Origin of the sequence: Shewanella sp. Scap07 (assembly GCF_013394145.1) — a bacterium.
GTDB classification, from domain to species: Bacteria; Pseudomonadota; Gammaproteobacteria; order Enterobacterales; family Shewanellaceae; genus Shewanella; species Shewanella waksmanii.
The window spans coordinates 3730071-3754552 of sequence record NZ_CP041329.1; the positions used below are offsets into that span (position 1 = coordinate 3730071).

Sequence of the window (24482 nt, forward strand, 5' to 3'; positions counted from 1 at the left end):
TTGAATATGTTAGAAAGTGTTGAAAGTACTAAAAGCAGTGAAAGTAAAGTCAAAAAAGGCTTCATTAGTGGAAGGCAAAAGGTAAAGATACAACAACTACCTATTGGCGCCATTTTCACTACCGCATGTGTTTTCGGCGGTATATTTATTTTACTAGGAGTTACATTTAGCTCGAAATTTCTTGCTTTACTATGCCCAGTATTACTCATGATAGGATACTGGGGAGTAGTTCGAAAAATGAACACCGGAATGCCTTCATCGGTAATTGGTGATAGCTATTACTACATGGGCTTCATCTTTACCATGTTCTCTTTAGTTATCTCATTGTTGTCTTTGTCAAATAATGATGGTGTCAATATTAATTCAATTGTGGGGAGTTTTGGTGCTGCGCTATTAACTACAATTGTTGGATTACTTTTAAGGCTTGCTACAACTTCATTTTCAATACAGACGAAGGAAAAACGGAAAAACTTAGAGTCAGAAATAGAACGTTCTCTTTTGGCATTTTCTGCTCAATTAGAAACACTCACATCAGAAGTTTCTGTAAGTTTAACGAAAGTTCATACTGAAACTCAGAAGGTTTTATTAGATTCCGCTGATGGTTATAGGAAAGTTCAGGATGAGTTAGCCACAACCTTCAAAGAATCAATGCTCAAAGACCAAAAAATGATCTCTACTTCGATGTCGGAGCTTTCGAAAAGAATCTCAGCTATAGATGTTCAACCTGATGTTATATCTAGCCCTATTGAAGAGGCACTTAGTCAACTGATCAATAGCTTAAATGTGCAGAATGAAACTTATAAAACAATAACTAAAGACGTAGTGAAAACTAATAAATCATTATCTACACAACTTGCTAAGTCAGGAAGTTTTATTCAAGCACATATGGAAAACCTTAATAGTGGGCTAGAAAGCTCCCTGCAGGTTCAATTGGTTTCTTATGAAAACTCAGTAAATCAAATTAGCACAGCAATATTGTCAAGTTTAGGTACGTTTACTGACATAAAGATTGAAGCTGAAGAGCAAGTTCAGGAGCAAGCTGTATTACTTAGTTCAACTTTGAGAGGGATTAGTCAGGAAATTGATAGTGTTAGAAAACCTATTTGTAACTCGATCGCCTCTATTAATGATGGTTTAAACAAATTCACAATTAACGTTGATAAACTTAGTGAATCTTCTAATCTAATTAACTCCTCATTTGAAGCGGTCGACAAGAACAATCAGGCGCTTGTCGAAATGCATGATTCGATAGGTTCTCTTAATGTATCGGTATCAACTTTCAATAGTCAATTAGCTAGTTCAGTTGAACTAAATAAGCTTTCTAGTGATGCATTACTTGTATCAGCAAACTCTGCTCGTGATAAGTCCGACAAGATGTTAGCAGATATTAATAATGTATACGGTGAACTTGCTGTTCAAATTAAAGAGCTGAGAGACGAATAAAATGCCATTATCTAATAGTGAGGCTCGTTCACATTCGGTACTAGAGACGTCACTTACTGAGCTAGCTTTTACCTTTTTTTTTATTTTGGCAATATTTGCATCTTGGAAGATAAGCGATACAGCGGATGCTTTACATAAACAAGAAGAAATAAGTATGGAGCTAAATGAGCAGGTTTCTGTTTTAACTGAAAGCCTTTCGGAAGCAAGCAAGTTTGCGGCCTTGGGAGATGAATTTGACCCAGAAGAACTTTTTATTGAACTCAGTCGAGGGAAAGAAGCCTCAAGAAAGTTAGAAAAAGCACAAGAAAAACAGAAAAAATTAGAGGATGAAGTTGAAAAATACTCAGCATTAATAGGTGACCAAACCAAGCTAGATATTCAAAAAGTTGCAGATAAAATTCTTGAGTATGAAAAAGTAAAAGAAATCCTGGAGAATTCAATTAATACAGAAAATGGCGACATTGTTGAGCAAGTTAAGCAACTTCAAAACAATGTAAACGATATGACGGGCCAGAATGCTAACTTGAGAAATAAGCTTGAAGCTCTCGGAAATGGTCTTGATCACCCTCCTTGCTGGGCTAATCAAACAACTGGTTCTATAGAGTATGTTTTTGATATAGTTATTAATGAAAGTAGCGTAGTAGTCCATAAAGGATGGCCTGATTCTCGGAAAGAACAAGCATTAACTAATATCAATATTACTAAGTCTCTAGGAGTGTATAATTCTAATGGCTCTTTATGGAATGCTACAGAAGGGTTGTTTGAAGAGTCAAAACTTCGGAAATGTAGACATTTCGTGCGTGTTTACGATCACTCTGAGTCAAAAAGAGCCTTTAAGTTATACTTATCAGGCATTGAAAATCACTTCTATAAGTTCCTGAGTAGTTCTACATATGAGTAATGTAAAAACCGAAGATGAAGACAAAAGAAAGGTATTTCTTAGTGAGTCTGAAGAATTAAAGAAGTTTGTAAATGAGCTAAAAAAAAGAAAGTCTTCATCCAGTAGTAGTCAAAAAATATCAGCTTTTTTTAGAAACCTATTTGGAGACTAGTGGCTCACCGGCATGTTAACTCTGAAAAAACTCAAATTAGCATGAAAAATATTGTGCCGTAAAGACTAAATGAGATTCAAATCAAAAATGCTAGCCGTTTTAAATTCAAAAAAAAGCCCTGTACACGTTAACTGTACAAGGCTTTTTATCTGCTGTGGATGAAATACTGGTTAATATCACTATTGGCCCACATGATGTCTGTGCAAATTAACAACAGATCAAAATAGCGGGGTAGCAATGTCCCTATGGGCAAGTGCCTATTTGATAATAACCATCGGCGGTTTGCGCCAGTGTGGTGCTATAAAAGATATTGTACAGCCCCATATTAGCGTTCGAACCTAGTGCAAAAGCATAGATACCATTGGTGGTCGCGCGGCCAGCAAGCACATGGGCATAATTTGAAGCCGTAGTGTCAGTACAACTGAAACTGTCGCCGTCTGGGGTACTGTCACACACATTGCCAATCCCATCGGCATCGTTGTCGGCTTGGTCGCTATTAGCAATGGCTGGGCAGTTGTCGTTAACATCGGCAATGCCGTCATTATCGCTATCAACCAGACCGCCGTCCGGTGTGCTGTCACACAGGTTGCCGATACCATCTGCATCATTGTCTGCCTGATCGCTATTAGCAATATCCACGCAGTTATCAATATCGTCATTGATACCGTCACCATCGCTATCATTCACCGGTTGGCCCGCAGAGCAAGCTTGTAGTGGGCCAGCACAACTACTGTCACCATCAGCCACCCACTGGCATTGATCGTTACCACTTGGATACTCTCGCATGGTGAAACTATTGCTACCAAATGCTAAGTAACACCCAGAATAACCTACGCCCCAGGTGATATGGCCCTCACTAATGTGCAAGTTATAGTCACCACTTACCCCTGCGTCGATGTTAAAACCGATATTTTCACTGGTGCTTAACCCGCTATCATCTATGGCTTGCACCTCAGCATTATGGGCGCCACCAGACAATTGACACACTTCACGGCTAAATGCCTGCGTCGCACCCGTACCACTGATATTGGCAACCAGTGCACTGCCACTATCTATGCTCACTGTGACGTTGCTGACATTAAGGTTAATATCACTGACCATCCCACTTAAAGTAACGCACTGCCCAGCCACTGTAGCCTCAAGCTGGCTTAATAGCGGCGCACTTGGCGCAGGCTCTGGGCCAATACGAACGCTGACTTTAGCGCTATCTCCCAACTGACCTTCATTGTCTGTGGCGACCAGCTCCACCTCATATAACCCATCGGTCAGTGCTGATGATAGTGCGCTGAATTGATGACTACTATCGACACTAACACTGAGTGTTTCAACGATTTGCTGCGCCCCCGAACCTATAGCGTAAATGGATATACTCACATGACTGACACTGCCTTCGGCATCGAGAGCAATGCCACTCACACTTATCTGCTGATTTTGCGCAGCGGCGCTCAGTTGCGATAACTCAGGGCCGGCATTGCGATTAACACGTTGGTTATTGGCTGCAAAAAATTGGCCTAAATAGTCTGCAAAATTGATGCTGTCATCGGCCACATAATCCCCGCTAGCACCGGCGCCGCCCGACCAGGAATGATCCAGGTTTTGCAGCCAAAGCATTGCTACTCTGCCATCAGACCACAATGACTCTGTGGCCGTATGACCCACACCATCACTGATCGTCGTGGTGCCACTTAACGCGGCGACACCATACACCGCCGCATAGCCATTGGCATTTTGCTGGTTGTAACAGGTATTCACTGTAGTATCTGCATCGCCGTGGCCCACAACCGCAATCTGAGTCGCTAAATGCGCTTGAAAACTGCCGGCATAACTCTCACAGCGCGACTTAAAGGTGCTAGGCGCTACAGACTCACACACGCTAATAGCTCCATTGGAGCTGGTACCAATGGTTGGCCCTGCACTGGGTGCTACGCCAGCAAAAACATCTGGGGCGACACAGGCAGTTTGGGCGGCCATTGCTGCACCGGATGACAGACCCGCAATATAAACTTGGTCAGCATCAATATTGCGGCTACTGTCTGCCACCAAGGTATTGGCTAAGTTTATCAAGTTTTTATAATCGCCCGCTGTACGACTAATACTGCCTTGCCAGTATGACCAACAGCTGTAGCCTGCTTTATTCATGGCATCAGGTACCGCAATCACCATACCGTGCGCTTCTGCAGCCTGCTCTAAATTAGCCGTCAGGTAGTTGTTAATCGGCTGCACACAACCATGCAGCACCAACATCAAGGCTTTACCTTGGCCAATGCTAGAGTGTGAGTCTGGGGTATAGATATGTACTTGGTTAAAACCGCCAATCGACACATTTTGCTGCCAACTACCGGCATAGCTAAATGGCGCAATAAAACTGATTAACAGCAGAAGATCTCGCCACTGAATACGGCGACTCAGGGTGAACAATGTCATAATTTATTCCCTTTTCCGTTTAGTATAAAAAACCAACAGTTCGACCAACCTAGGGAAATAAAAGCAAATTTAATATGGGTCTTTAGCAGTAGTTCAGTTTCAACTAATGCCGGTTTTATAAACTCGTTAATGGCGTGACAAGCCGCGAGCAAACATTAAGTAATTGTTAGTGACTTGCATCTGCTTTGCATACTTTAGTATGATGTCGCGCTTTTGACATAAAATGTCACCTTACGTCTTATGCTATCACTCGCCTACCGGCTTGGTACCGCGCAGAGATAGGCACGTTTTCTTGGGGAAATTATGCTAACTAAAAACAACCTGCTTAAAACGGCTATTGGCCTGAGCCTACTATGTAGTAGCGCCAGCCATGGCGAAACTTTTTCATTTGTCAGCCAACATAAACAAGCTGCCGATACCTTAGTGATCTATCAAGCTGGAGAAACGCTCTCTAGCGCCTTACAACAGTTAGACAAACAAACGGATCAGCAGTTAAGCCGCGCACTCCAACTTAAACAATTTACCGGTGAGCGCGACCAAGTGGTGGATATCTTGCTACCCAACGGCCTAGATGCCAGCCGCTTATTGGTGATTGGCGTTGGTGATACTGACAGCTTAAATGCAGGCAGCATCAATAAACTGGGGGCTGAGCTCACAGCCACCCTACGCCAAGACAAAACCGCTGAGGCAAGCCAAGTTGATATCATTACCGCTGGTATTGATGCCGCAGGCAGCAATGCCGATTTTGCGGCTCAGTTAGCCCACGGTATTAACTTGCGCGCTTATCAATTTGATAAATACCTCAGCGAGAAAAAGCCCGCCGAAAAACACTTTAATATTCAAGCAAACGGCGCTAAGCAAGCCGAGCAGCACTATCAGCAGCTGGCAGCGGTTGAAGCCGGGGTATTCTTGGCCCGTGATTTAACCTCAGAAGTGCCCACTGAGATGACGCCAGTTGACTTTGCCGCTGCGGCGCAGGAGTTAAAACAGCTTGGCGTTAAAGTCTCGGTGTTAAATCCAAAGAAGATTAATCAGCTAGGCATGGGCGCCCTGCATGCAGTGGGTCGCGGCTCAGAAGAAGGCGCACGCTTAGTCGTCGCCCATTGGCAGGGCAGTAAAGATGCCCCTATCGCATTGGTTGGCAAAGGCATCACCTTTGACTCGGGTGGCTACAATATCAAGGCCACGGGCGATTCAATCTCGCGGATGAAATCAGATATGGCCGGCGCAGCAGCAGTGCTGGGCACCATTAAAGCTATGGCGATGCAAAAAGCCGAGGTCAACGTTGTGGCGATTATGCCTATGGCGGCCAACATGGTGTCTCATACTGCTTTTGCACCTGGTGATGTAGTGATGACCGCCGAAGGGCTCAGCGTTGAAGTGCTTAATACCGATGCTGAAGGTCGATTAATTTTAGCCGACGGCCTATGGTATGCGCGGGAATTTTATCAGCCGCAAGTCATGGTCGATGTTGCCACGTTAACTGGCTCTAAGGTTCGCGCCTTGGGTCGTCGTTATACCGCAATATTTAGTGACCATGAAGATTTGGTTAGTCAGTTAAGCGCGTCAGGTGAACAAGTTGATGAGAAGCTTTGGCAACTGCCTTTAGCTTATGAAGACTTGCTAAAAAGCCCAATTGCCGACTTAAAAAATGCTGGCTATGGCGGCCCAGGTGCCACCACTGCAGCAACCTTTTTACAGCAATTTACCGGTGAGACTAAATGGGCCCATTTAGATATTGCAGGTAGTGCTTTAGCCGCTAAAGATAAAGGCGTCACCCCCGCCGGTGGTACCGGACACGGTGTGCGTTTACTCAGCCATTGGTTGATGACTCACCACATCGATAAGTAGCCCATAAATCAGGCCTTGCTGCGCATGCATCAAGGCCTTTTATATGATGTTTAATCTAACTTTCCCATCTCAGTTAACACCTCTACAGCTGCGGTAAAAGCTTGTCGACTGGCGGGCGCACCACAATACAGTGCGCTGTGCAGCAACACTTCTTGAATCTCTACCACAGTCGCACCGTTTCTAATGGCACCGCGCACATGGCCTTTTAGTTCTTGCGGGGCTTTCAATGCCGCCAACATGGCTAATGTCACTAAGCTGCGGGTTTTTAAATCTAATTCTGGACGCTGCCAGGTGGCGCCCCAACAATGCTGATTAATATAGCTTTGCAGTGGCATGGCAAAGTCTGACTCAGCATCTAAGGCGCGGTCGACAAATTCATTCCCCATTACCTGACGGCGAATTCGCTCTCCTTTATGCATATGCTCTCCTTATCGCAGCTACGATTCATCACACCATTTCAATCGCAATCGCCACCGCTTCGCCACCACCAATACACAAGCTGGCCACCCCTTTTTTGAGGCCACGTTGGCGCAAAGCGTGGATTAAACTCACAACAATCCGCGTGCCACTGGCAGCCAGCGGATGGCCGAGCACGCAAGCGCCGCCATTGACATTCACCTTACTGCTATCAAGCCCCAGTTGGTTAATCGCCAACATAGGCACCATGGCAAAGGCTTCATTTATCTCCCAAAGATCGACGTCCTGGGGTTGCCACTGGCATCGATGCAGCAAGGTTTCCATGGCCCCCACTGGCGCTAAGGTAAAATCGGCAGGATCCTGTGCATGGGTGGCTTGCGCAACGATGCGGCACAGGGGGTCGGCATCAAGTTGCTTGGCCACAGATGCCCGAGTCAGCAACACCGCGGCGGCGCCATCGGCAATGGATGAGGCATTAGCGGCGGTAATGGTGCCTTGCTGACTAAACACTGGCCGCAGCTTCGCTAAGCTGTCAGCACTGCATTGCGACGGCCCTTCATCGCTGTTAATAGTGAGCGATTGCCGCCACTGCTTAATATTGACCGCGGCAATTTCGTCGACAAAATGCCCTTGAGCCTGTCCTTGCTGTGCTCGCACAATAGACTGGGCGGCAAACTCGTCCATCTGCTGACGAGTTAGCTGGTATTTATCTGCTGTGGCTTGTGCCAACGTGCCCATGGCTAACTGTTGATAAGCATCTTCTAAGCCATCGCGCATCATGTGATCCACTAAGGTCTGGTGGCCCATTTTGCAGCCACCGCGCGCATTGTCTAACATGTAGGGCGCATTAGACATGCTCTCCATGCCGCCTGCTACTGCGGTATCGATGCTGCCAGCCATAATACTGTCATGGGCCATCATCATGGCTTTAATGCCTGAGCCGCACACTTTGTTGACTGTGGTTGCCGCCACGCGACTGTCTAAGCCAGCAGCCAAAGCAACTTGGCGAGCAGGCGCTTGGCCTAAACCGGCACTGAGCACGCAGCCCATAATGATTTCATCTGGCTGCAGTGGCTGAGATTGCATCAGCGCTTGAACGGCGCAGGCCCCCAAATCAACGGCGCTGGCCGCTTTCAGTGTGCCTAAAAAGCTACCCAGTGGTGTGCGTTTGGCGGCAACAATCACCACCTCCTCTTGTCGGTTCATCTAAAGCTCCAATGCGTCGCTATTTTGTCCAGTTATGATTATTGCGCGGTCCAGCCGCCATCCATTGGCAAGGATGCCCCCGTGATCCCGCTGGCCGCGGCGCTGCATAGAAACAACACAAACTCGCCTATTTGCCGCGGCACTAACATCTCTGGCGAGGGCTGTTTAGCGGTAACTAGCTGATATTTGGCTTGCTCAAACGACAGCGTTTGCTGCTCAGCAATGTCGGTGATTTGTTGATTAATTAATGGGGTATCAACCCAGCCAGGACAGATAGTATTGGCGGTAATGTCTAGCTCGGCGTTCTCTAAGGCAATCACCTTGGTTAAGCCGACAATGCCATGCTTTGCCGCCACATAAGCGGATTTATTCAACGACGCCACGAGCCCATGCACTGAGGCAATGTTAATAATCCGCCCCCATTGTTTGTCTTGCATATGCGGCAGCGCCTGCTGGCAGGTATGAAACGCCGCAGAAAGGTTGATAGCAATAATGTCATTCCATTTGTTTACCGGAAAGCTGGCCACCGAATCTGTGTATTGAATGCCGGCATTATTGACTAAGATATCTATGCCGCCTAAGCTCGCCACGGCCTGTTGCATAAAGGCACTAATCTGGTCACTATCGCGCAGATCGGCGTTGCTAAATAGGGTGTTGATTTGGTAGTTGTCTGCAAACTCTTTTGCCAAAGCTTCACCTTGCTCTTGGCCCAACAAGCCATGAATAACCAAATGGATGCCCTGCTCTGCGAGCACATGAGCGGTTGCTAAACCTATACCACTGGTTGACCCGGTAATTAACGCCACTTTTCCTTGCAACATGTCTGCTCCTCTCTGACCACTAAAGAAATGATCAAAGCGGCATTGCCCTCGTTATTTGATAAGCCGAGCACTCGGCAACCGCCCTTTGATCATGGTTTCAGACTACTGCAACTTGAGGCAGATTTATTTGGCACCTTAGTACCATAGGAGGCAACGCCAAATTAGGTAATAGTGAAAAAGAGCCAACAATGGCGTTGGTCAATACCATGCACTAAGTGAACGCTGTGCGCATGCGATACAACAGGAGAGCAACTCATGTCCGGATTAAACAAGGTGGTTAACAATTACCAAGATGCCATGGCAGGGCTCGAAGATGGCATGACCATCATCGCAGGCGGCTTTGGTTTGTGTGGTATCCCTGAAAATCTCATCAACGAAATCAAACACAAAGGCAGCCGCAACTTAACCGTAGTATCGAACAATTGCGGCACCACCGAGCATGGCCTTGGCGTCTTACTGCCCAGTAAACAGATCAGCAAGATGATCGCATCCTATGTCGGTGAAAATGCCCATTTTGAAGCGCAAATGTTGTCTGGTGAGCTAGAAGTGGAGCTCACGCCACAAGGGACGCTGGCAGAAAAAATGCGGGCTGCTGGCGCGGGAATTCCCGCGTTTTATACCGCAACTGGCGTGGGCACCGACGTGGCAAAAGGTAAGCCGGTACGCCACTTTGACGACAGAGAATATATTCTAGAGCAAGCCATTAAAGGCGACTTTGCCATTGTTAAAGCCTGGAAAGCCGATACTTTTGGCAATCTTATCTACCGCAAGACCGCGCGTAATTTCAATCCACTGGCGGCGACTGCGGGTAAGATCACGGTCGCGGAGGTGGAGGAGATTGTCGCCGCTGGCGAACTAGATCCAGACCATATTCATACGCCAGGTATCTATGTCGATCGCGTCATCCAAGGCACCTTTGAAAAACACATAGAGCAGCGTACGGTACGCAGCCAATCAGATAAACAAGGAGCTTAGCCATGGCATTATCACGTCAACAAATCGCACAGCGTGTCGCCCAAGAGCTACAAGATGGCTACTACGTTAATCTGGGGATAGGTATCCCAACATTGGTGGCCAACTACATTCCAGCGGGTATGCAAGTGTTACTGCAATCTGAAAATGGCTTATTGGGTATGGGGCAGTTTCCCTGCGAAGAGCAAATTGATGCCGACTTGATTAACGCCGGTAAGCAAACCGTGACTATGGCAACGGGGGCGGCCATATTTGACTCGGCAGAATCGTTTGCGATGATCCGTGGTGGGCACGTTGATTTAACTGTACTTGGCGCGTTTGAAGTTGACTGCCAAGGCAATATTGCCTCGTATATGATCCCCGGAAAACTCATCAAAGGCATGGGCGGCGCCATGGATTTGGTCGCCGGCGCCGACAACATTATTGTCACCATGACCCATGCGTCTAAATCCGGTGAGTCTAAGCTACTTAGCCAATGCCAGCTGCCGCTCACAGGCAAAGGTTGCATTAAGCGGGTATTGACCGATCTGGCTTTCATCGAAATCAAAAATGGCCAGTTTCACCTGCTTGAACGAGCACCAGGCGTTAGCATAGAAACCATCATTAAGCTTACCGCTGGTGAGCTAGTGGTGCCTGAACATGTGCCAGAAATGTGCTTTGAATAACTGACACTAGCTTTGGCAATACAACACTGCATCGCTTGCTCGTCCAAGCGATGCAATACTTCCCGCCCCTTTTTCACCTGCGCTGGCAATGTAAATCCTACTAACCAACTCGGCTTTGTTGCCTCACAGCTGTTGTAAATTTAACCATATTGGCCTAAGTTCAAGGACATGCAGGCAGAATATTTAACTAGTTATTACTGCCAAGTCAGCTGGAAACGCTAATCAGTAAAGGGAATTAATCATGATAAAAATCGCACTGAGTCTTTTCGCAGTGGTCAGTTTAACTGTGCCTTTAATCGCATCAAGCACCACACAATCAAAACCTGCAACATCATTCACTAAGCAGCGTAATGCCGATGTATTGCAAGCGCTGCCCTTCAACAACAAACAGGACTTTGATGATGCAAAGCGTGGCTTTATCGCCAAGCCCGATACCGTGACCATAAAAGATGCTAACGGCAATGTGGTGTGGGACTTAGAGCAATATAAAACCTATATCAGCTTAGATAACCCCGCTCCGGATACCGTTAACCCCAGCTTATGGCGTAACGCGCAATTAGGTATGCAGAACGGTTTATTCAAAGTGACTGATAATATTTATCAGATCCGAGGTTTCGACTTAACCAATATCACCTTCATTGAAGGTAAAACGGGCTGGATTGTATTTGATCCACTCATTTCACCTGAAACCGCCAAGACCGCACTTGATTTCATCAACGCCCAACTCGGCGAGCGCCCAGTGGTGGCGATTGTCTATAGCCATAGCCATATCGACCATTATGGCGGCGCCACGGGGATCACCAGCGCCAAAGCCGTTGCAGAAGGAAAAGTGCAAGTTATCGCTCCAGAGCACTTTACTGAGCATGCGGTCTCAGAAAATGTTATCGCCGGTAACGCCATGGGCCGCCGCGCCGTTTATATGTATGGCGCACTATTACCCCGTAACGCCAAAGGTGGCGTGAATGGTGGCTTAGGTATGACCGTATCCACCGGTTTAGCCGGCTTAATTGTGCCAAACCATGAAATCACTAAGACCGGTGAAACCCTGTCCATTGACGGAGTTAACATGCAGTTCCAGCTCACCCCAGGCAGTGAGGCACCAGCAGAGATGAATACATGGTTTCCTGACTTTAACGCCCTGTGGATGGCGGAAAACAGCACCAACACCATGCACAACATCTTAACCCTGCGCGGCGCGCAAGTGCGTGACGCATTAATATGGGCCAGCTTTCTCGACGAAACCATTGATACATGGGGCGATAAAGCCGAAGTTAAATTTCAAAGCCATCATTGGCCGCTTTGGGGCAAAGAAAACATCGTCCCTTACTTTAAAAAGCAGCGTGACATATACAAGTTTACCCACGACCAATCAGTGCGTTTGATGAACCAAGGTTATACCGGTGAAGAGATTTCAGAGATGTTGTCTTTGCCGCCGGAACTCGAACAAAACTGGGCAACCCGCGGTTACTACGGCACTTTGCGTCACAATAGCCGTGCAGTATATCAACGCTATATGGGCTGGTATAACGGCAACCCAGCAAACCTTAATAACCTACCACCTGAACAAGTGGCTAAGAAATACATGCAGTTTATGGGCGGCGAGAAGCAGGTATTGAAAAAAGCCCAAGACTCGTTTGATAAAGGCGAATATCGCTGGGTTGCTGAGGTGATGAAACACGCAGTGTTTGCTAACCCCAATAGCCATGCCGCCAAAGAGCTATTAGCCGATGCGTTTGAGCAACTGGGTTATCAAGCGGAATCGGGCCCATGGCGCTCGGTCTATTTACAGGGCGCTTATGAGCTACGTAACGGTGTGCCCAGTGCTGGCGGCACCCAAACTGCCACCCCTGATACGATTCGAGCTATGACTCCCGATATGCTGTTTGATTACTTAGCGGTGCGTTTAGATGCCACTAAAGCCGCCGGTCAGCAAATTGATATCAATATCGACTTTACTGACTTAAACAGCCAATACACCTTAACCCTTGAGAACGCCGTGTTACACCACAGCCAACATCAAGTTAAGGATGCCGATGCCAGTTTAGTGATGACCATGGAGACCATGAACAAAATCCAATTAAAGGAATTAACTTTTGATGAGGCCTTTAAATCAGGTGAAATAAAAATCAGTGGAGATAAAAGTAAATTTACTCAGTTAATGAGTATGCTCGATGAGTTTAATTTCTGGTTTAATGTGGTGACACCATAGTCATGAATGACTTTCGCTTAATGTAGGTAACACCGCCTACATTAAGCGAATTAAACGCTAGGTGATTTTTATATAATATTTAACCGCTAACCGTTCTCTTTTTTATCCGACTCAACCTCAGGAAATTGCACTTCTTCAAAAAAGGTCCCTGTTTCACTTTTAATTGTTTCTCGTGAGTCGTTGACATATTTTTTAGTTGCTAAAATCACATCTTGAAGTTGCACCGCTGGGGTATGAACCGTAATTTCCCACTCCATGGTTAACCGCTCCAATCGCATATAAGCCTCTGTGCGAGACTGCCAAGACCTTCCCCACTGAAAAAAGCCATTAGCACCACCAGCCAGCGCGATTAACCAAGACATTATCATTGTTGTTGTCATCGCCTGACTCGCATTGTTCGCCTCTCCCATCATGGCTTCTAGTTGCGAGGAAAACGGCAGCGACACACTCAGTACCACAGTAGTAAAACCGACTATTCGAAAACAGTAGTGAGATAATTTAGCTCGGCTTCTATACCAATCAATACAGTTTTTTAAACTACCATCAATTTTGGCGCAACCAAAAAAAGACTGTTGTTTAATTCGAGTGAGGTAATCCTTTACATCTGCATCCATATTTATAGCCTTATTAATATCATATTGTGATATCTATATTTAAGTGCAAGTTTTAAATAATCACATACACCCTATTGATGATTTATAGCAATAGATATTAATAATGACTTGGTAAAACAGACTGAATATTATCCACGTTTGCTAATTGGCATCGCCACTTCATAACCCCACACAGCCGCTTCTTACCCCCCCACAGCCATTTCACATCCATTTCACATCGACATCGCTAATTTGAGCTATCACTTATCTACTTGAGCTTTTGCTATGTCTTGCCGTATAAACTTGGACCATGTCAGCCAAACCTTTAACGCTAATGGCACGTGTGTCACTTTGTTTGAACAACTCAGCCTAAGCATTAATCAGGGCGAGACCTATGCCATCACCGGGCCATCGGGGGCCGGTAAAACCAGCCTACTCATGCTTATTGCGGGGCTGGCGCAACCGACTACTGGCCAAGGGCAATACATCAAGGGGCAACACACACTGCCGCTCAGTGAGCTAAAAATGGATGTAGGATTTATTTTCCAGCAATTTCATTTACTTCCTGAACTCACCGCTCTCAACAATATTGCCCTACCACTCAAGCTGCGCGGCGATAAACACGCCCAGCAAAAAGCCCGTCATTGGCTAGACAAAGTCGGCCTCGGTCACCGCGCAGACCATAAACCCAGCGCACTCAGTGGCGGCGAGCAACAGCGGGTCGCCATCGCTCGGGCTTTGGTATTTGAGCCCAAGTTTATTTTTGCTGATGAACCCACCGGCAACCTAGATAACGACAATGCTCAACGGATAAGCAACCTGTTATTTCATTGTTGCCAAGCCCATAATGCCGCGTTGGTCATCGTCACCCACAGTGAGGCATTAGCTGCGCAAACTCAGCATTGTTACTCCCTTTGCCACGGTCAATTGCAACTTAGCCCAACGCTTTAGTGAGGTCAGCCATGTTCGGACAATATATTCAGCTGGCGGCACAATTTTACTGGCAACAGCGCCAACAACCTGCGCAGCGGCTTTACCGTTACACCCAAGTGGTACTGATGGTTTTCATTATCACCTTGAGTCTTACCGCCAATAACATTCAAAGCTACTTGAGCAAAAACCTGCAAAGCTTGCTCGGTGCCGATGTGGTGATCAGCCAATCACAGCCACTCTCAGCTGCTCAGCTCGCCAAAGTCACTGCAATGAGCGACGAGATACTGCTAACCCAACAGCTCAATTCTACACTGACCCACCAGCAACATTGGCAACGTGTCAGACTCAAAGCCGTTAACGCAAACTACCCATTACAAGGGCAATTGCTCACAAGCCATAGCGTTGGCGGCCCGGCAAAGCCAACAGCTAGCGGCCCTAACTCAGGAGAGATTTGGCTTGAGTCACGACTTGTCGCAAGCCTTGGCGTTAGCCTTGGGCAAACGATTGATATAGGTGATGCCAAACTGCTAGTCAGTCGTATTGTTACCCATGAGCCCGATCGCTTGATGGAAGGCCATAATGTGGATATGCGCGCGTTAATCAATCGTGCGGACTTACCTTTACTTAGCCAAAGTGACGATCTGATCCACTACCGCTACCTCATTAAAGCCAACTCACAACAAACACAGCAATTAATCCATTGGCAACGCCAACACCTGCCTGCAGCGCAATTGCATCACAAGCGGGGTAATCATCCACTGGCATTGTTCTGGAAACGCACCGAAAACGTGCTGGGTCTCGCCTCGATCATTTTGTTCTTTATGGCCGCTATTGCAATAGACTTACTTAGCCAAGTACATGTTAAACAAGAGCAATACTTCTCGGCGGTCTGCATGAGCTTAGGGGCATCTAGGCAAATGGGAATCGCGGTGTCATGTTGTAAATGGCTACTGGGTCTACTTAGCATACTGCCCTTGGTGCTCATTCTTAGCGCACTACTGCACTACTGGATAATGGGGCAACTCAGCCACACATTTGTTGGCCTAAACTGGCAAATACACTGGCAACCACTACTGCAATCGGTGCTGGCCGTTTGGGCGATTTTTGCCATTTTCCAGATACCGGTTTGGCTGATGCTCTATCGCAATTCGGTAGCCCTGTTATTTAATCGCCAAGAGGGTGGTGCCAATCACTGGCTAAGTAAGTTAAGCGCCGTAGCCGTGCTTAGCTTAATTGCCTTAATCTATTCTGACAACGCCTTATTAACCACCATGATGGTCACGGCGATACTGAGCGCCATTGTGTTGATGATTGCCATGAGTTGGAGCCTACTTAGCATAGGAGAGCGGTTAACTGCGCGTTTGTCTGGCCTGCTTCCTTTTGCTTTGTTCATGATGAAACAGCGGATTGTCAGCAAAAGCACGCAGATTATTGGCGTTGGCCTATGCGCGTTTTTACTGCTGTTTACCTTAATGTTGCTGCGTGATATTGGCGCGACAATGCAGGTATATCAAAGGCAGCATGACGGCAACTTAATGGTGTCACAGGCCACCCAAGTGCAGATGCAAGCCCTGCAGCAATGGGCCGATGAGCAGCAAATCACGGTGCGCCAACATAAGCCTTATCTTTATGCCAATGTGGTTGCGGTTAATCAAACCGCTTTGGCCAATCTCGATATTCAACCTAGCGACAGCCTAGCCACTTTATCTCGGCCTATCCGTTTACATTGGCAGCAGCAAGTGCCAAGCAATAACCGCATTGTCGCCGGCCAATGGTGGCAAGCCGATACTAAGCAATGGCAGCAGCTATCGGTGGAACAAGAGGTGATGACAGACTTAGGATTGGCCATAGGCGATAGCCTGAGCTTAATCATCAATAACCGATCCATTGATTTTACTATTACTGCCAGCCATGTGTTTCGTCCAGGCCATGGTTCTATCACCTTTTGGCTGCAAGCGCCGCCTGAACTGATAGACCAAGTGCAAGTTCGCCACTACGCTATGGCGAGCTTGGAGCTACAGCCTCAACACTGGTCACAACTGCCGCAACTGTGGCAACAACACCCAAGTTTAAGAATGGTATCCCTGCAGGAGATGACCCAGCGTTTTGACACCACACTGGTGATGATAACTAAAGTCATTAGCGGTTTTACTGCGATGATTATCCTATTAGCAATCATCGTCATTCTGGCCTCAATCAGTGCTTTGCAGGGCAAAGAAGGGGTTAAAAACAGTCTAATAATCAGTTTTGGCTTCAGTCGCGCCACCTGCCAGCAACTTAACGTGATTGAGTGGTTGGTCACCGCATCCATTGCCGCCTTTGGGGCGATTGCGGGCACTAGCATCGCTGGACAACTCATCTACCAGTCGCAGTTTTCTCTTAGCTATCAACCCGATTGGGTTTGGCTGTTATCCACGGTAACGGTGATTGCCGTTAGCGTCACCGCCTTAGGATTGATCGCCAGTCGTCATAGTTTGCGCCGTGATGTCCGCAGCTTGTATCAACAAGCGCAATAAAACATCACATCAACGCCGCGTTTCACATCTGTTTCACATTGATAGCGGCACACTGGATACAACTTACAAGGAGAAGGTTATGAACCAACTACAGCAGATAATTAAACTGGTCAGTATATTACTGGCGATGATGTTCTTCGCACCTCAAGTGGATGCCGGCAGCGATACCAAGCGAGTACTGATGGTGCTCAGTGGTTATGGTCAAGAGCAGGGCAAACTTACCCCAGGCTATGAATTTGACGAATTTGCAAAGGCGTACCAGATCTTTAGCGATAATCACATCAGTATCGATATCGCCAGTCCACAGGGCGGCAAGGTGGTTGCCGATGAGTTTGACCCACAAAAACCCTACAATGCCACAGTATTGGCCGACAAAGGCGCGATGGCCAAACTGGACAATACCCTAGCAACCGGCGATGTGAACGCTAAAGACTATCAGGGGATTTTCATTGTCGGTGGCAAAGGCGCCATGTTCGATTTGCCAAAAGATGTCGCACTGCAACAATTGATTAAAGAGATATATCAGCACCAAGGTGGCGTAGCCGCGGTATGCCATGGGCCTGCAGCATTAGTGAATGTTAAGCTCGATAATGGTCGCTATTTAGTGGCTGACAAAGCCATTAACGGTTTTACTAACCAAGAAGAGCGCCTATTTGGTAAAAAGTGGGTCAATGATTTTGAGTTCATGCTACAAGATAAACTGCAACAACGGGGCGGAAAGTTTCAGTCCAGCCCACTGATGTTAAGTCATGTCGCGGTTGATGGTCAGCTAATCACTGGACAAAACCCCACATCGACCGTCGCTGTCGCCACTGAACTGGTGAAGCAATTAGGTTTGACGCCAGTCGAGTCTGAGCAATACGATGAAGATGTCACCATGACATTGATTGCCCAATTCCTTGCTGGTAACGATGAAGCACTAGCCCAAGTGGCAGCAATGCCTGAGCAACTTCCTTTAGTGGGCATGTATGGCTTTTACTACAACAAAGTCGCTGAACAACCCCAGCAACAGCAGCATGCACTGGCGCTAATGCGCACTGCGCAGCAAGCCCTAAACAATCCAGTGCTTGATATGCAAATAGCGAAGACTCAACATAAACTGGGCTTTGAGCAAGAGGCTAAAGCCACTCTCACTCAATTATTGAGTGCCAAACCCGATTACCAACCGGCGTTAGATATGTTAAAAACTAACTACTAGGTTGCGCCATTAGCTCTGCCACACTGGTGGAGCTTGGTTGTTAGCCCGTATTGCCCCCAAGTAAACTGGCTAAGGGCTAAATATATTAAGGATTAAACATACTGCTATGGTAAGCCAAGTCACATCACTTAAGATTCTGTTGGTGGAAGATCAGTCCAGTGTTGCCCGCAACATTGGCGAGTATATGGAACAAAAAGGCCACATATTTGATTACGCTGCACAAGGACAACATGGACTTGAGCTGGCGCTATCGCAATACTATGACCTGATCATTCTCGACTTGAATTTACCGGTAATGGATGGACTGGCAGTATGCAGCCAATTACGACAGCAATCGAGCCGCCACATACCGGTATTGATGCTGACCGCCCGCGACAGTATCGACGATAAAGTTAGCGGTTTTAGCGCCGGTGCCGACGACTACCTCACTAAACCCTTTTCGCTGAAAGAGCTCGAAGTCCGTTGTTTAGCACTGTCCCGTCGTCACCTGCTGCAAACTCAAGATTGCTTAACCATTGGGCCTCTGACTGTCGATAGAAAAGCACAAGTTGCCAGCCGAGACGGTAAACCCTTAGCCCTGCATGCCATGGGTTTTCGTATTTTACTGGAGCTTGCTCAAGCTTACCCGCAGGTTGTCAGCCGCTCGGCACTGTCACAGAAACTGTGGGGCGATGAACCCACAGAATCTGATGCGATGCGCTCCCATATATACCAACTTCGCAGTGTGCTCGATAAACCTTTCGACCAGCCGCTGCTCAAAACCGTACACGGTGTTGGCTTCACTTTGGATATCAACCATGAGTAATAAGCAGCCAAAGTTTCACAGTTTAAGCCGGCGCATTATGGCGCAATTTTGCTTGTTCAGTCTGTTTATGGCGGTGATATACGGCTTGATGAGCTTCACATTGTTATACACCTTAGAAGATAGATTTATCGAACGCGAGGTGCAGCAAGAGGCAGACTATTTGCGCCAAGGTTATCTGCAAACCGCACAATGGCCAGCACCTCAGTCAGCGAATATGACACTGCATTTCGACAGGCACAGTTTCCCAACCGATATGCGCCAACAATCTATCGATGAGCCCAATAGGCGCGAGTTCTATGGACAGCAAGGACGGCATTATCATCTATACCACTTTAACGACTATGACAATGTGTACTTGTTATCAGAAGTGAGTGATAGCTTACTGGTGAGGCCAGTGCGCGAAGGGGTAATCCAGTTTCTTGCTTGGGGCGGCGCACTACTGACCCTTATTGCCTGCCTTATCGCATGGTTGCTTGGGCGCAAGACAGCCAAGCCGTTAAAACAACTAGCTAATTTAGTCGATGGCGTGGCGCCAGAGCAGTTACCACAAAAGTTTGCCCATCAATATCCCCGCAATGAGATTGGCATTCTGGCGCGAACCTTAGAGCAAACAATGTCACAAATAAACCTGGCGATGGAAAGGGAGAAGTGCTTTACCCGTGATGTTAGCCATGAGCTACGTACACCGGTTGCGATAATAAAAAATGCCGTTGAGTTGCACCAGCAATCGCCCAATACCGATAACAGTGAGGCAATTATTAAACGCATTGGTGAAGCGGCAAATCAAATGGAACAGACAGTTACAACCCTACTGGTGTTGGCACGTCACGAACATTCCCTCGCAGATAAACAAGCTGTAAAACTGCTGCCACTAATCGAGCAAGCCATTATCGACCACCAATATTTACTCACAGATAAGCACATTGAAATCGAGGTGGATGACCACTGTGACGTCAGTATTATAAGTCAGCCGGGGATGATAAAAGTGTTGCTAGATAACTTACTTAGCAATGCGTTTCAATATACCGAGCGTGGCCAAGTATCGGTGAGCTTTAATGCCAACACCTTAACCATTGCCGATACGGGACCGGGCATTGCCAATGACATATCGGCAAAGGTGACCGAGCCGGCAGTCAAGGGCAGCCAAAGTACTGGCTACGGTTTTGGATTATCTATCGTTAAGCGCTTATGTGAACACCAAAACTGGCAGCTATCAGTACAGAGTCAGCAAGGCACCGCTGTATCGGTTTGCTTTTTACCTTCGCGGAACTAAACGCTGATTGGCGAGTCGAATCCTGTAGGTTAGTTAACTGTTTGGATTTATGAAAAAGAAATTAGGTTTATGGTTTTGTGTCATCTTGATGATAGCCGGAGTTGGTTATCACTTTATGGCGCCACAAGTGTTAGTGAACAATTTATCCAATCGCAACTATCAACAGATAAACTTTACCCTGCCGAGTAATAGCCTGACCTTCTCGCCAGTGCATGCCAATAGTCGCCAGACTATCTACGTTAAACCCCAGCAGAGTGCGGGCACCATTACCTACGAATTGGTGGCTGAAAATGGCGATAAAGTCGCCCAAGGACAACTCTCGTATCATAATGTCGATGACGCCTTTGGCCAGTTAGGCAGCAAGTTAACCCTGACTATTGACCCTGAATATCGCATTACCCTTACCAGTAATATTGCAGAGCATTAACCCGCAAATTGAGTCTACGCCAAGCAAGGCAATCACGTTACAGTCAAGCAAACTAATCAGTCGGCATAATAGCTTATACCGACTGATTGATAACCTATCTACTGACTAACATACGCCACCACATGCCCGGTAAACTGGTAAAGCCACTGGTAAAATGCTTTATCTCACCCTCCTTTATCACCATCACCGTGGGGGTCAGTTGCACTGACCATTGGCGGGCAATCTGGTTCTGACTGTCGTTAATGGTGGCAAACTCATACCCATGGTGCTGCAAGTAGGCATTGAGTTTGGCATCTTCTCCCGAAGCCATCGCCACAGACACCACGGCATAATTATCTGCCATCACATTGACTGCGGGGCTGACAAAGCTGCAAACAGGGCACCATGTTCCCCAAAAATACACCAAAACGGGCTGCTGGAAACTAAGGGCATTAACGTCGATATGCTGCCCCTGAATACTCGTGGCACTTATTGGCGGTAAATTGGTGCGCGCAATATCTTTGCCGCGCCACCAATCCATCGTCGTCGTGATGATTAGCGCCAAAAACAAAAACACCAATAGCTGCCGTACCCAAGCTGCAATGCGTTGTAGCCATGTTTGTTTAGCTTTGCTTGTCGATGTCATTAACTGCTGGCCTCAATATAATCATCTAAATGCTGTTTTAGCACATCATAACTGACCAGTCCGGGAATGATTTTATTACCCATAATAATTGCCGGTGTGCCGCCAATGCCAAGTTCACGCATCAAGTTAAGGTTTGCATCGACAATATCATCCACTTTAGGGTCGGTGTGATTGAGCCAAGGCGTGGTTTTTGTCAAGTTTGCGACCTTGGCAATAGAGTCACTATCAAGACGTCGTGGGCTCGCCATCAAGGTATCTTTCACTGCCAAATACTTGCTTGGTTCATTTAGCCAAACGGACTGCGCTAAATCCACTGCTTGTTCTGAGCCCTCGCCTTGCAATGGCACCATTTTGACCACCACTTTTAGTTCAGGGTAAGTCGCCATTAACCGATCTAACTCTGGTTCCAACTTTTTACAGTAAGGACAATTAAAGTCGGTAAAGTAAGCAATCGTCACGCTTGGATTTTGCGCGCCTTTCCACGGGTCTAATTCAGACTCAAACAGTGCCTGAGTTTTCGCCGCTAAGGCCTGCTGCTGCACGGCTTGTGCCGTTTGGCTTTCACGTTGTTGCAAGGCTATTATCGCTTGTTTTAGTAAATCAGGATCTTCTATCAGCATCCGCTTAACAATAGCCTGCACCGATTGCTGCTGCGCCTGGGTTAGCGCTTGGTCTTCAGCCTTTGCTGCTGACGCCGTGAGGCCCTGTAACAGCAAAGCACTGCCACTGACGCCCACTAACAATACGCCGCCCAACAAGCTTTTTGACCGCCAAGCGGTGGCGAGAAAAGCATAGGTTTTGGCGATGTATTGGCTAACGATTGAGTTGTTGTTCATAAAAATACCTTATCTGCGCGTATAACACGCGCGACAGGGCAACCCAAAGTCTTTGAGTTGATGACAATTGACCAGACATTCAGGTTGCCAAAAAAATTGACAACATGGCATGCGCAACATGCCATGTGTGAAATGTACTGGTTTATTGCGCTGCTGAAGCTTGTGCTATCGCAGCCAAAACTTGATCGCTAGACAAGATGACTGGCAGTGGGATCCCTTGCGGTGCAGCCGGACCATAGACAATATTAAACGGTACCCCGAACCGATTATGGCTCTGTAAGTAACCGGTAATATGCTCAGACGGCCGAGTCCAATCGCCCACCATAGTGATGATATTCTCTTGCTTGAGCTGGCTGTAAACTGGGTCTTGTAAAATCACTCCCACCTTATTAGCTTTACAGGTAATACACCAATCGGCCGTCACATCCACAAACACGGTATTCCCTTGTGCGACTTGCTCAGCAATCACTTGCTCATCGAGCGCGACCCAATCAAGATCGGTCGGCAAGGTTTGCGCCCAGCGATCACTGGTCATAAAGGCGGCGATACTCACCATAGCAAGTGCGATGCTGACGCTAGCGACCGCGGCCGGCAAGCCCAGTTTTCTGCCTACCATAACCACAAACATCAAGGCCAATAGCAGGGCTGCAATCCACAAATACAGTGCGGGAACAAAACTGGCGAGCAGACTGATAAGCCACAAACTGGTTAGCAGTAGCATGCCTGAAAAAGCCAACTTAACTCGGTTCATCCATGCACCTGGTTTCGGGAAATAGCCTGCCAATTGTGGCAAAGCGGCAATCACCAACCAAGGAAGTGCCATCCCTAAGGCTAAAGCGGTAAAAATCAGCCATAACGTCAGCATATCGGCGCCAAAAGCAAACGCCACAGCCGTGCCTAGAAACGGCGCGCTGCATGGGGTTGCCAGTAGGGTGGCAAACATGCCCTGCAGGAAATGACCTTGGGTATCGTTGCCACCGGTGCTGGCTAATTTTGTTTGCACACTGGAGGGTAAATTAATCTCAAATACCCCCAACATGTTAAAGGCAAACACGGCAGTGACGGCAATCATGAAGCCTATAAAATAGGGGTTTTGGAACTGCACGCCCCAACCAATCGCCTGACCACTGACTTTAAGGATCATAATGAACCCTGCTAGCAGCCAAAATGACACTAATATACCTAGCGCTGAAGCCACAAACTGACGCCTGATCTGCCCCTGCTCTAATGATGGTGCACTAATTACACTACTGAGTTTCATCCCCAGAACCGGCAACACACATGGCATCACATTTAATATCAGTCCGCCGATTAGGGCAAAGAACAACATGGTCAATAGCCCATGGCTTGCGCTGCTTTGTTGCACGACACCAGATTGCGTACTGACTTGGTATTCAAGCGCTTGCTGCTGATCAAATACAGTGACATTAAGCTTGATGTCGCTAAGGTTAACTTCCCCTAGCCAGTTGCTAGCATCAAACTGAGCTTGCAGCCAACCCTGCCCTTGTTCATCGACAAATTGTGAGATATTGCGTAACTTAAAGGTTGTATCAGGTTCGCCATCGACAATCACCGTCGGATTACGCCAGCCATTGTCTTGGGTGCGCACCTGCAGTATTTGCTGGGCACCATCCCATATAAGGCTGGTTGCATCGCTGCCGTCAGCCTGAACTTGCGGCACGCTGACTTGCGCCTTGTTAAAGCTATACATCGCCTCGGCATCGGCATTGAGTTGCTCAGCAACAAAGTCCATGTCGATATCATAGTCGGTCAGCACACATACAGTGGTGCACGAAGATAAGGTGAGCTTGGCATCAAGGTGGGTATTGGCATTAATATCATCGAGACTCAGCATCAGTGGAAATGCCACTTGGCCGCGATAGCCAAAGGTCTCTAAACCTAACAATGAAAATGCTTCTGGTACCGGCCACTGCCAGTCTGTATCGGTAATATTAGTGGAATCTGACCAGCTAATTTTAGGCGCGATCCCGCCTTCACCGGGGCTACGCCAATAGGTTTTCCAGTCGTCTGCTAGCTCGACTTCAAGCACGGCTGGAACACGGTTATTCTGGCGATCAATCTCGCCAGTTAACATTAGTCTCGCTGTCACTGGCGGGTGATTAGGGTTGGTCAACCAGCCTGTAGACTGGGCCAAAACACTTTGGGGTAAAATGGCAACAACCATCATCCATAGTGCAATAAAATATCTCATTACT

At 47.2% G+C, this 24482-nt stretch carries 20 protein-coding genes; 12 read left to right on the top strand and 8 right to left on the bottom strand.

The features are described 5' to 3' along the window. Positions 1 to 6: 6 nt before the first annotated feature. Both FLM48_RS16350 and FLM48_RS16355 read left to right on the top strand, forming a co-directional pair. Positions 7 to 1443 (top strand): hypothetical protein, encoded by a 1437-nt coding sequence (locus FLM48_RS16350; protein WP_179025359.1) that lies wholly within the window; start codon positions 7 to 9, stop codon positions 1441 to 1443. A gap of 1 nt (position 1444) precedes the next feature. Beyond that, positions 1445 to 2344: a hypothetical protein gene (locus tag FLM48_RS16355; protein WP_179025360.1), complete on the top strand. Its 900-nt coding sequence runs from the start codon at positions 1445 to 1447 to the stop codon at positions 2342 to 2344. Positions 2345 to 2738: 394 nt separating this feature from the next. On the opposite strand, the gene FLM48_RS16360 is transcribed toward FLM48_RS16355, so the two are convergent. Then, complete coding sequence (locus FLM48_RS16360; protein WP_179025361.1) at positions 2739 to 4919, bottom strand: PHB depolymerase family esterase; 2181 nt, start codon at positions 4917 to 4919, stop codon at positions 2739 to 2741. A 303-nt stretch (positions 4920 to 5222) separates the two neighbouring features. Here FLM48_RS16360 and FLM48_RS16365 point away from each other — a divergent pair, with 303 nt between their 5' ends. Continuing rightward, positions 5223 to 6770, top strand: a complete 1548-nt coding sequence (locus FLM48_RS16365; RefSeq protein WP_179025362.1) for a leucyl aminopeptidase — start codon at positions 5223 to 5225, stop codon at positions 6768 to 6770. 50 nt (positions 6771 to 6820) lie between these two features. Here the strand turns inward: FLM48_RS16365 and FLM48_RS16370 are convergent, their stop codons facing one another. From FLM48_RS16370 to FLM48_RS16380, 3 genes are read right to left on the bottom strand one after another with little or no spacing between them, the layout of a single operon-like run. Further along, positions 6821 to 7189, bottom strand: a complete 369-nt coding sequence (locus tag FLM48_RS16370) for a carboxymuconolactone decarboxylase family protein (RefSeq protein WP_179025363.1) — start codon at positions 7187 to 7189, stop codon at positions 6821 to 6823. Between the two features lie 28 nt (positions 7190 to 7217). Continuing rightward, positions 7218 to 8393 carry a thiolase family protein gene (locus FLM48_RS16375; protein ID WP_179025364.1) on the bottom strand — a complete coding sequence of 392 codons (1176 nt, stop codon included), beginning with the start codon at positions 8391 to 8393 and terminating at the stop codon, positions 7218 to 7220. A 38-nt stretch (positions 8394 to 8431) separates the two neighbouring features. After that, positions 8432 to 9214: a 3-hydroxybutyrate dehydrogenase gene (locus FLM48_RS16380; RefSeq protein ID WP_028771357.1), complete on the bottom strand. Its 783-nt coding sequence runs from the start codon at positions 9212 to 9214 to the stop codon at positions 8432 to 8434. Between the two features lie 255 nt (positions 9215 to 9469). Here FLM48_RS16380 and FLM48_RS16385 point away from each other — a divergent pair, with 255 nt between their 5' ends. From FLM48_RS16385 to FLM48_RS16395, 3 genes are all read left to right on the top strand, one after another. Next, entirely contained in the window at positions 9470 to 10189 is a 720-nt protein-coding gene (locus FLM48_RS16385) for a CoA transferase subunit A (protein ID WP_179025365.1), read from the top strand. 2 nt (positions 10190 to 10191) lie between these two features. After that, positions 10192 to 10851: a 3-oxoacid CoA-transferase subunit B gene (locus FLM48_RS16390; protein ID WP_179025366.1), complete on the top strand. Its 660-nt coding sequence runs from the start codon at positions 10192 to 10194 to the stop codon at positions 10849 to 10851. A 241-nt stretch (positions 10852 to 11092) separates the two neighbouring features. Further along, complete coding sequence (locus FLM48_RS16395) at positions 11093 to 13060, top strand: alkyl/aryl-sulfatase (protein ID WP_179025367.1); 1968 nt, start codon at positions 11093 to 11095, stop codon at positions 13058 to 13060. 86 nt (positions 13061 to 13146) lie between these two features. Here FLM48_RS16395 and FLM48_RS16400 read toward each other — a convergent pair whose 3' ends face one another. Continuing rightward, positions 13147 to 13674, bottom strand: coding sequence for a DUF4231 domain-containing protein (locus FLM48_RS16400; protein WP_179025368.1), 528 nt, complete (start codon positions 13672 to 13674; stop codon positions 13147 to 13149). Positions 13675 to 13938: 264 nt separating this feature from the next. Between FLM48_RS16400 and FLM48_RS16405 the strand changes: the two genes are divergently transcribed. The 6 genes from FLM48_RS16405 (at position 13939) to FLM48_RS16430 (ending at position 20805) form a co-directional block, all read left to right on the top strand. Further along, positions 13939 to 14604, top strand: coding sequence for an ABC transporter ATP-binding protein (locus FLM48_RS16405; RefSeq protein WP_179025369.1), 666 nt, complete (start codon positions 13939 to 13941; stop codon positions 14602 to 14604). A gap of 11 nt (positions 14605 to 14615) precedes the next feature. Continuing rightward, the gene (locus FLM48_RS16410; RefSeq protein ID WP_179025370.1) at positions 14616 to 17102 is read left to right on the top strand and encodes an ABC transporter permease; all 2487 of its coding nucleotides are present in this window, start codon (positions 14616 to 14618) and stop codon (positions 17100 to 17102) included. A 79-nt stretch (positions 17103 to 17181) separates the two neighbouring features. Next, positions 17182 to 18300 carry a type 1 glutamine amidotransferase domain-containing protein gene (locus FLM48_RS16415; RefSeq protein ID WP_179025371.1) on the top strand — a complete coding sequence of 373 codons (1119 nt, stop codon included), beginning with the start codon at positions 17182 to 17184 and terminating at the stop codon, positions 18298 to 18300. Between the two features lie 106 nt (positions 18301 to 18406). Next, positions 18407 to 19105: a response regulator transcription factor gene (locus FLM48_RS16420; protein ID WP_179025372.1), complete on the top strand. Its 699-nt coding sequence runs from the start codon at positions 18407 to 18409 to the stop codon at positions 19103 to 19105. Next, positions 19098 to 20378 (top strand): HAMP domain-containing sensor histidine kinase, encoded by a 1281-nt coding sequence (locus FLM48_RS16425; RefSeq protein WP_179025373.1) that lies wholly within the window; start codon positions 19098 to 19100, stop codon positions 20376 to 20378. Before FLM48_RS16420 ends, FLM48_RS16425 begins: the two co-directional genes overlap by 8 nt. 49 nt (positions 20379 to 20427) lie before the next feature. Beyond that, on the top strand, positions 20428 to 20805 hold the full coding sequence (locus tag FLM48_RS16430) for a hypothetical protein (protein WP_179025374.1): 378 nt from the start codon (positions 20428 to 20430) through the stop codon (positions 20803 to 20805). Positions 20806 to 20899: 94 nt separating this feature from the next. On the opposite strand, the gene FLM48_RS16435 is transcribed toward FLM48_RS16430, so the two are convergent. From FLM48_RS16435 to FLM48_RS16445, 3 genes are all read right to left on the bottom strand, one after another. Continuing rightward, positions 20900 to 21430, bottom strand: a complete 531-nt coding sequence (locus FLM48_RS16435; RefSeq protein ID WP_179025375.1) for a protein disulfide oxidoreductase — start codon at positions 21428 to 21430, stop codon at positions 20900 to 20902. Continuing rightward, positions 21430 to 22266: a DsbA family protein gene (locus FLM48_RS16440; RefSeq protein WP_179025376.1), complete on the bottom strand. Its 837-nt coding sequence runs from the start codon at positions 22264 to 22266 to the stop codon at positions 21430 to 21432. Before FLM48_RS16440 ends, FLM48_RS16435 begins: the two co-directional genes overlap by 1 nt. A gap of 142 nt (positions 22267 to 22408) precedes the next feature. Further along, positions 22409 to 24478, bottom strand: a complete 2070-nt coding sequence (locus tag FLM48_RS16445; RefSeq protein ID WP_179025377.1) for a protein-disulfide reductase DsbD — start codon at positions 24476 to 24478, stop codon at positions 22409 to 22411. Positions 24479 to 24482: the final 4 nt, after the last annotated feature.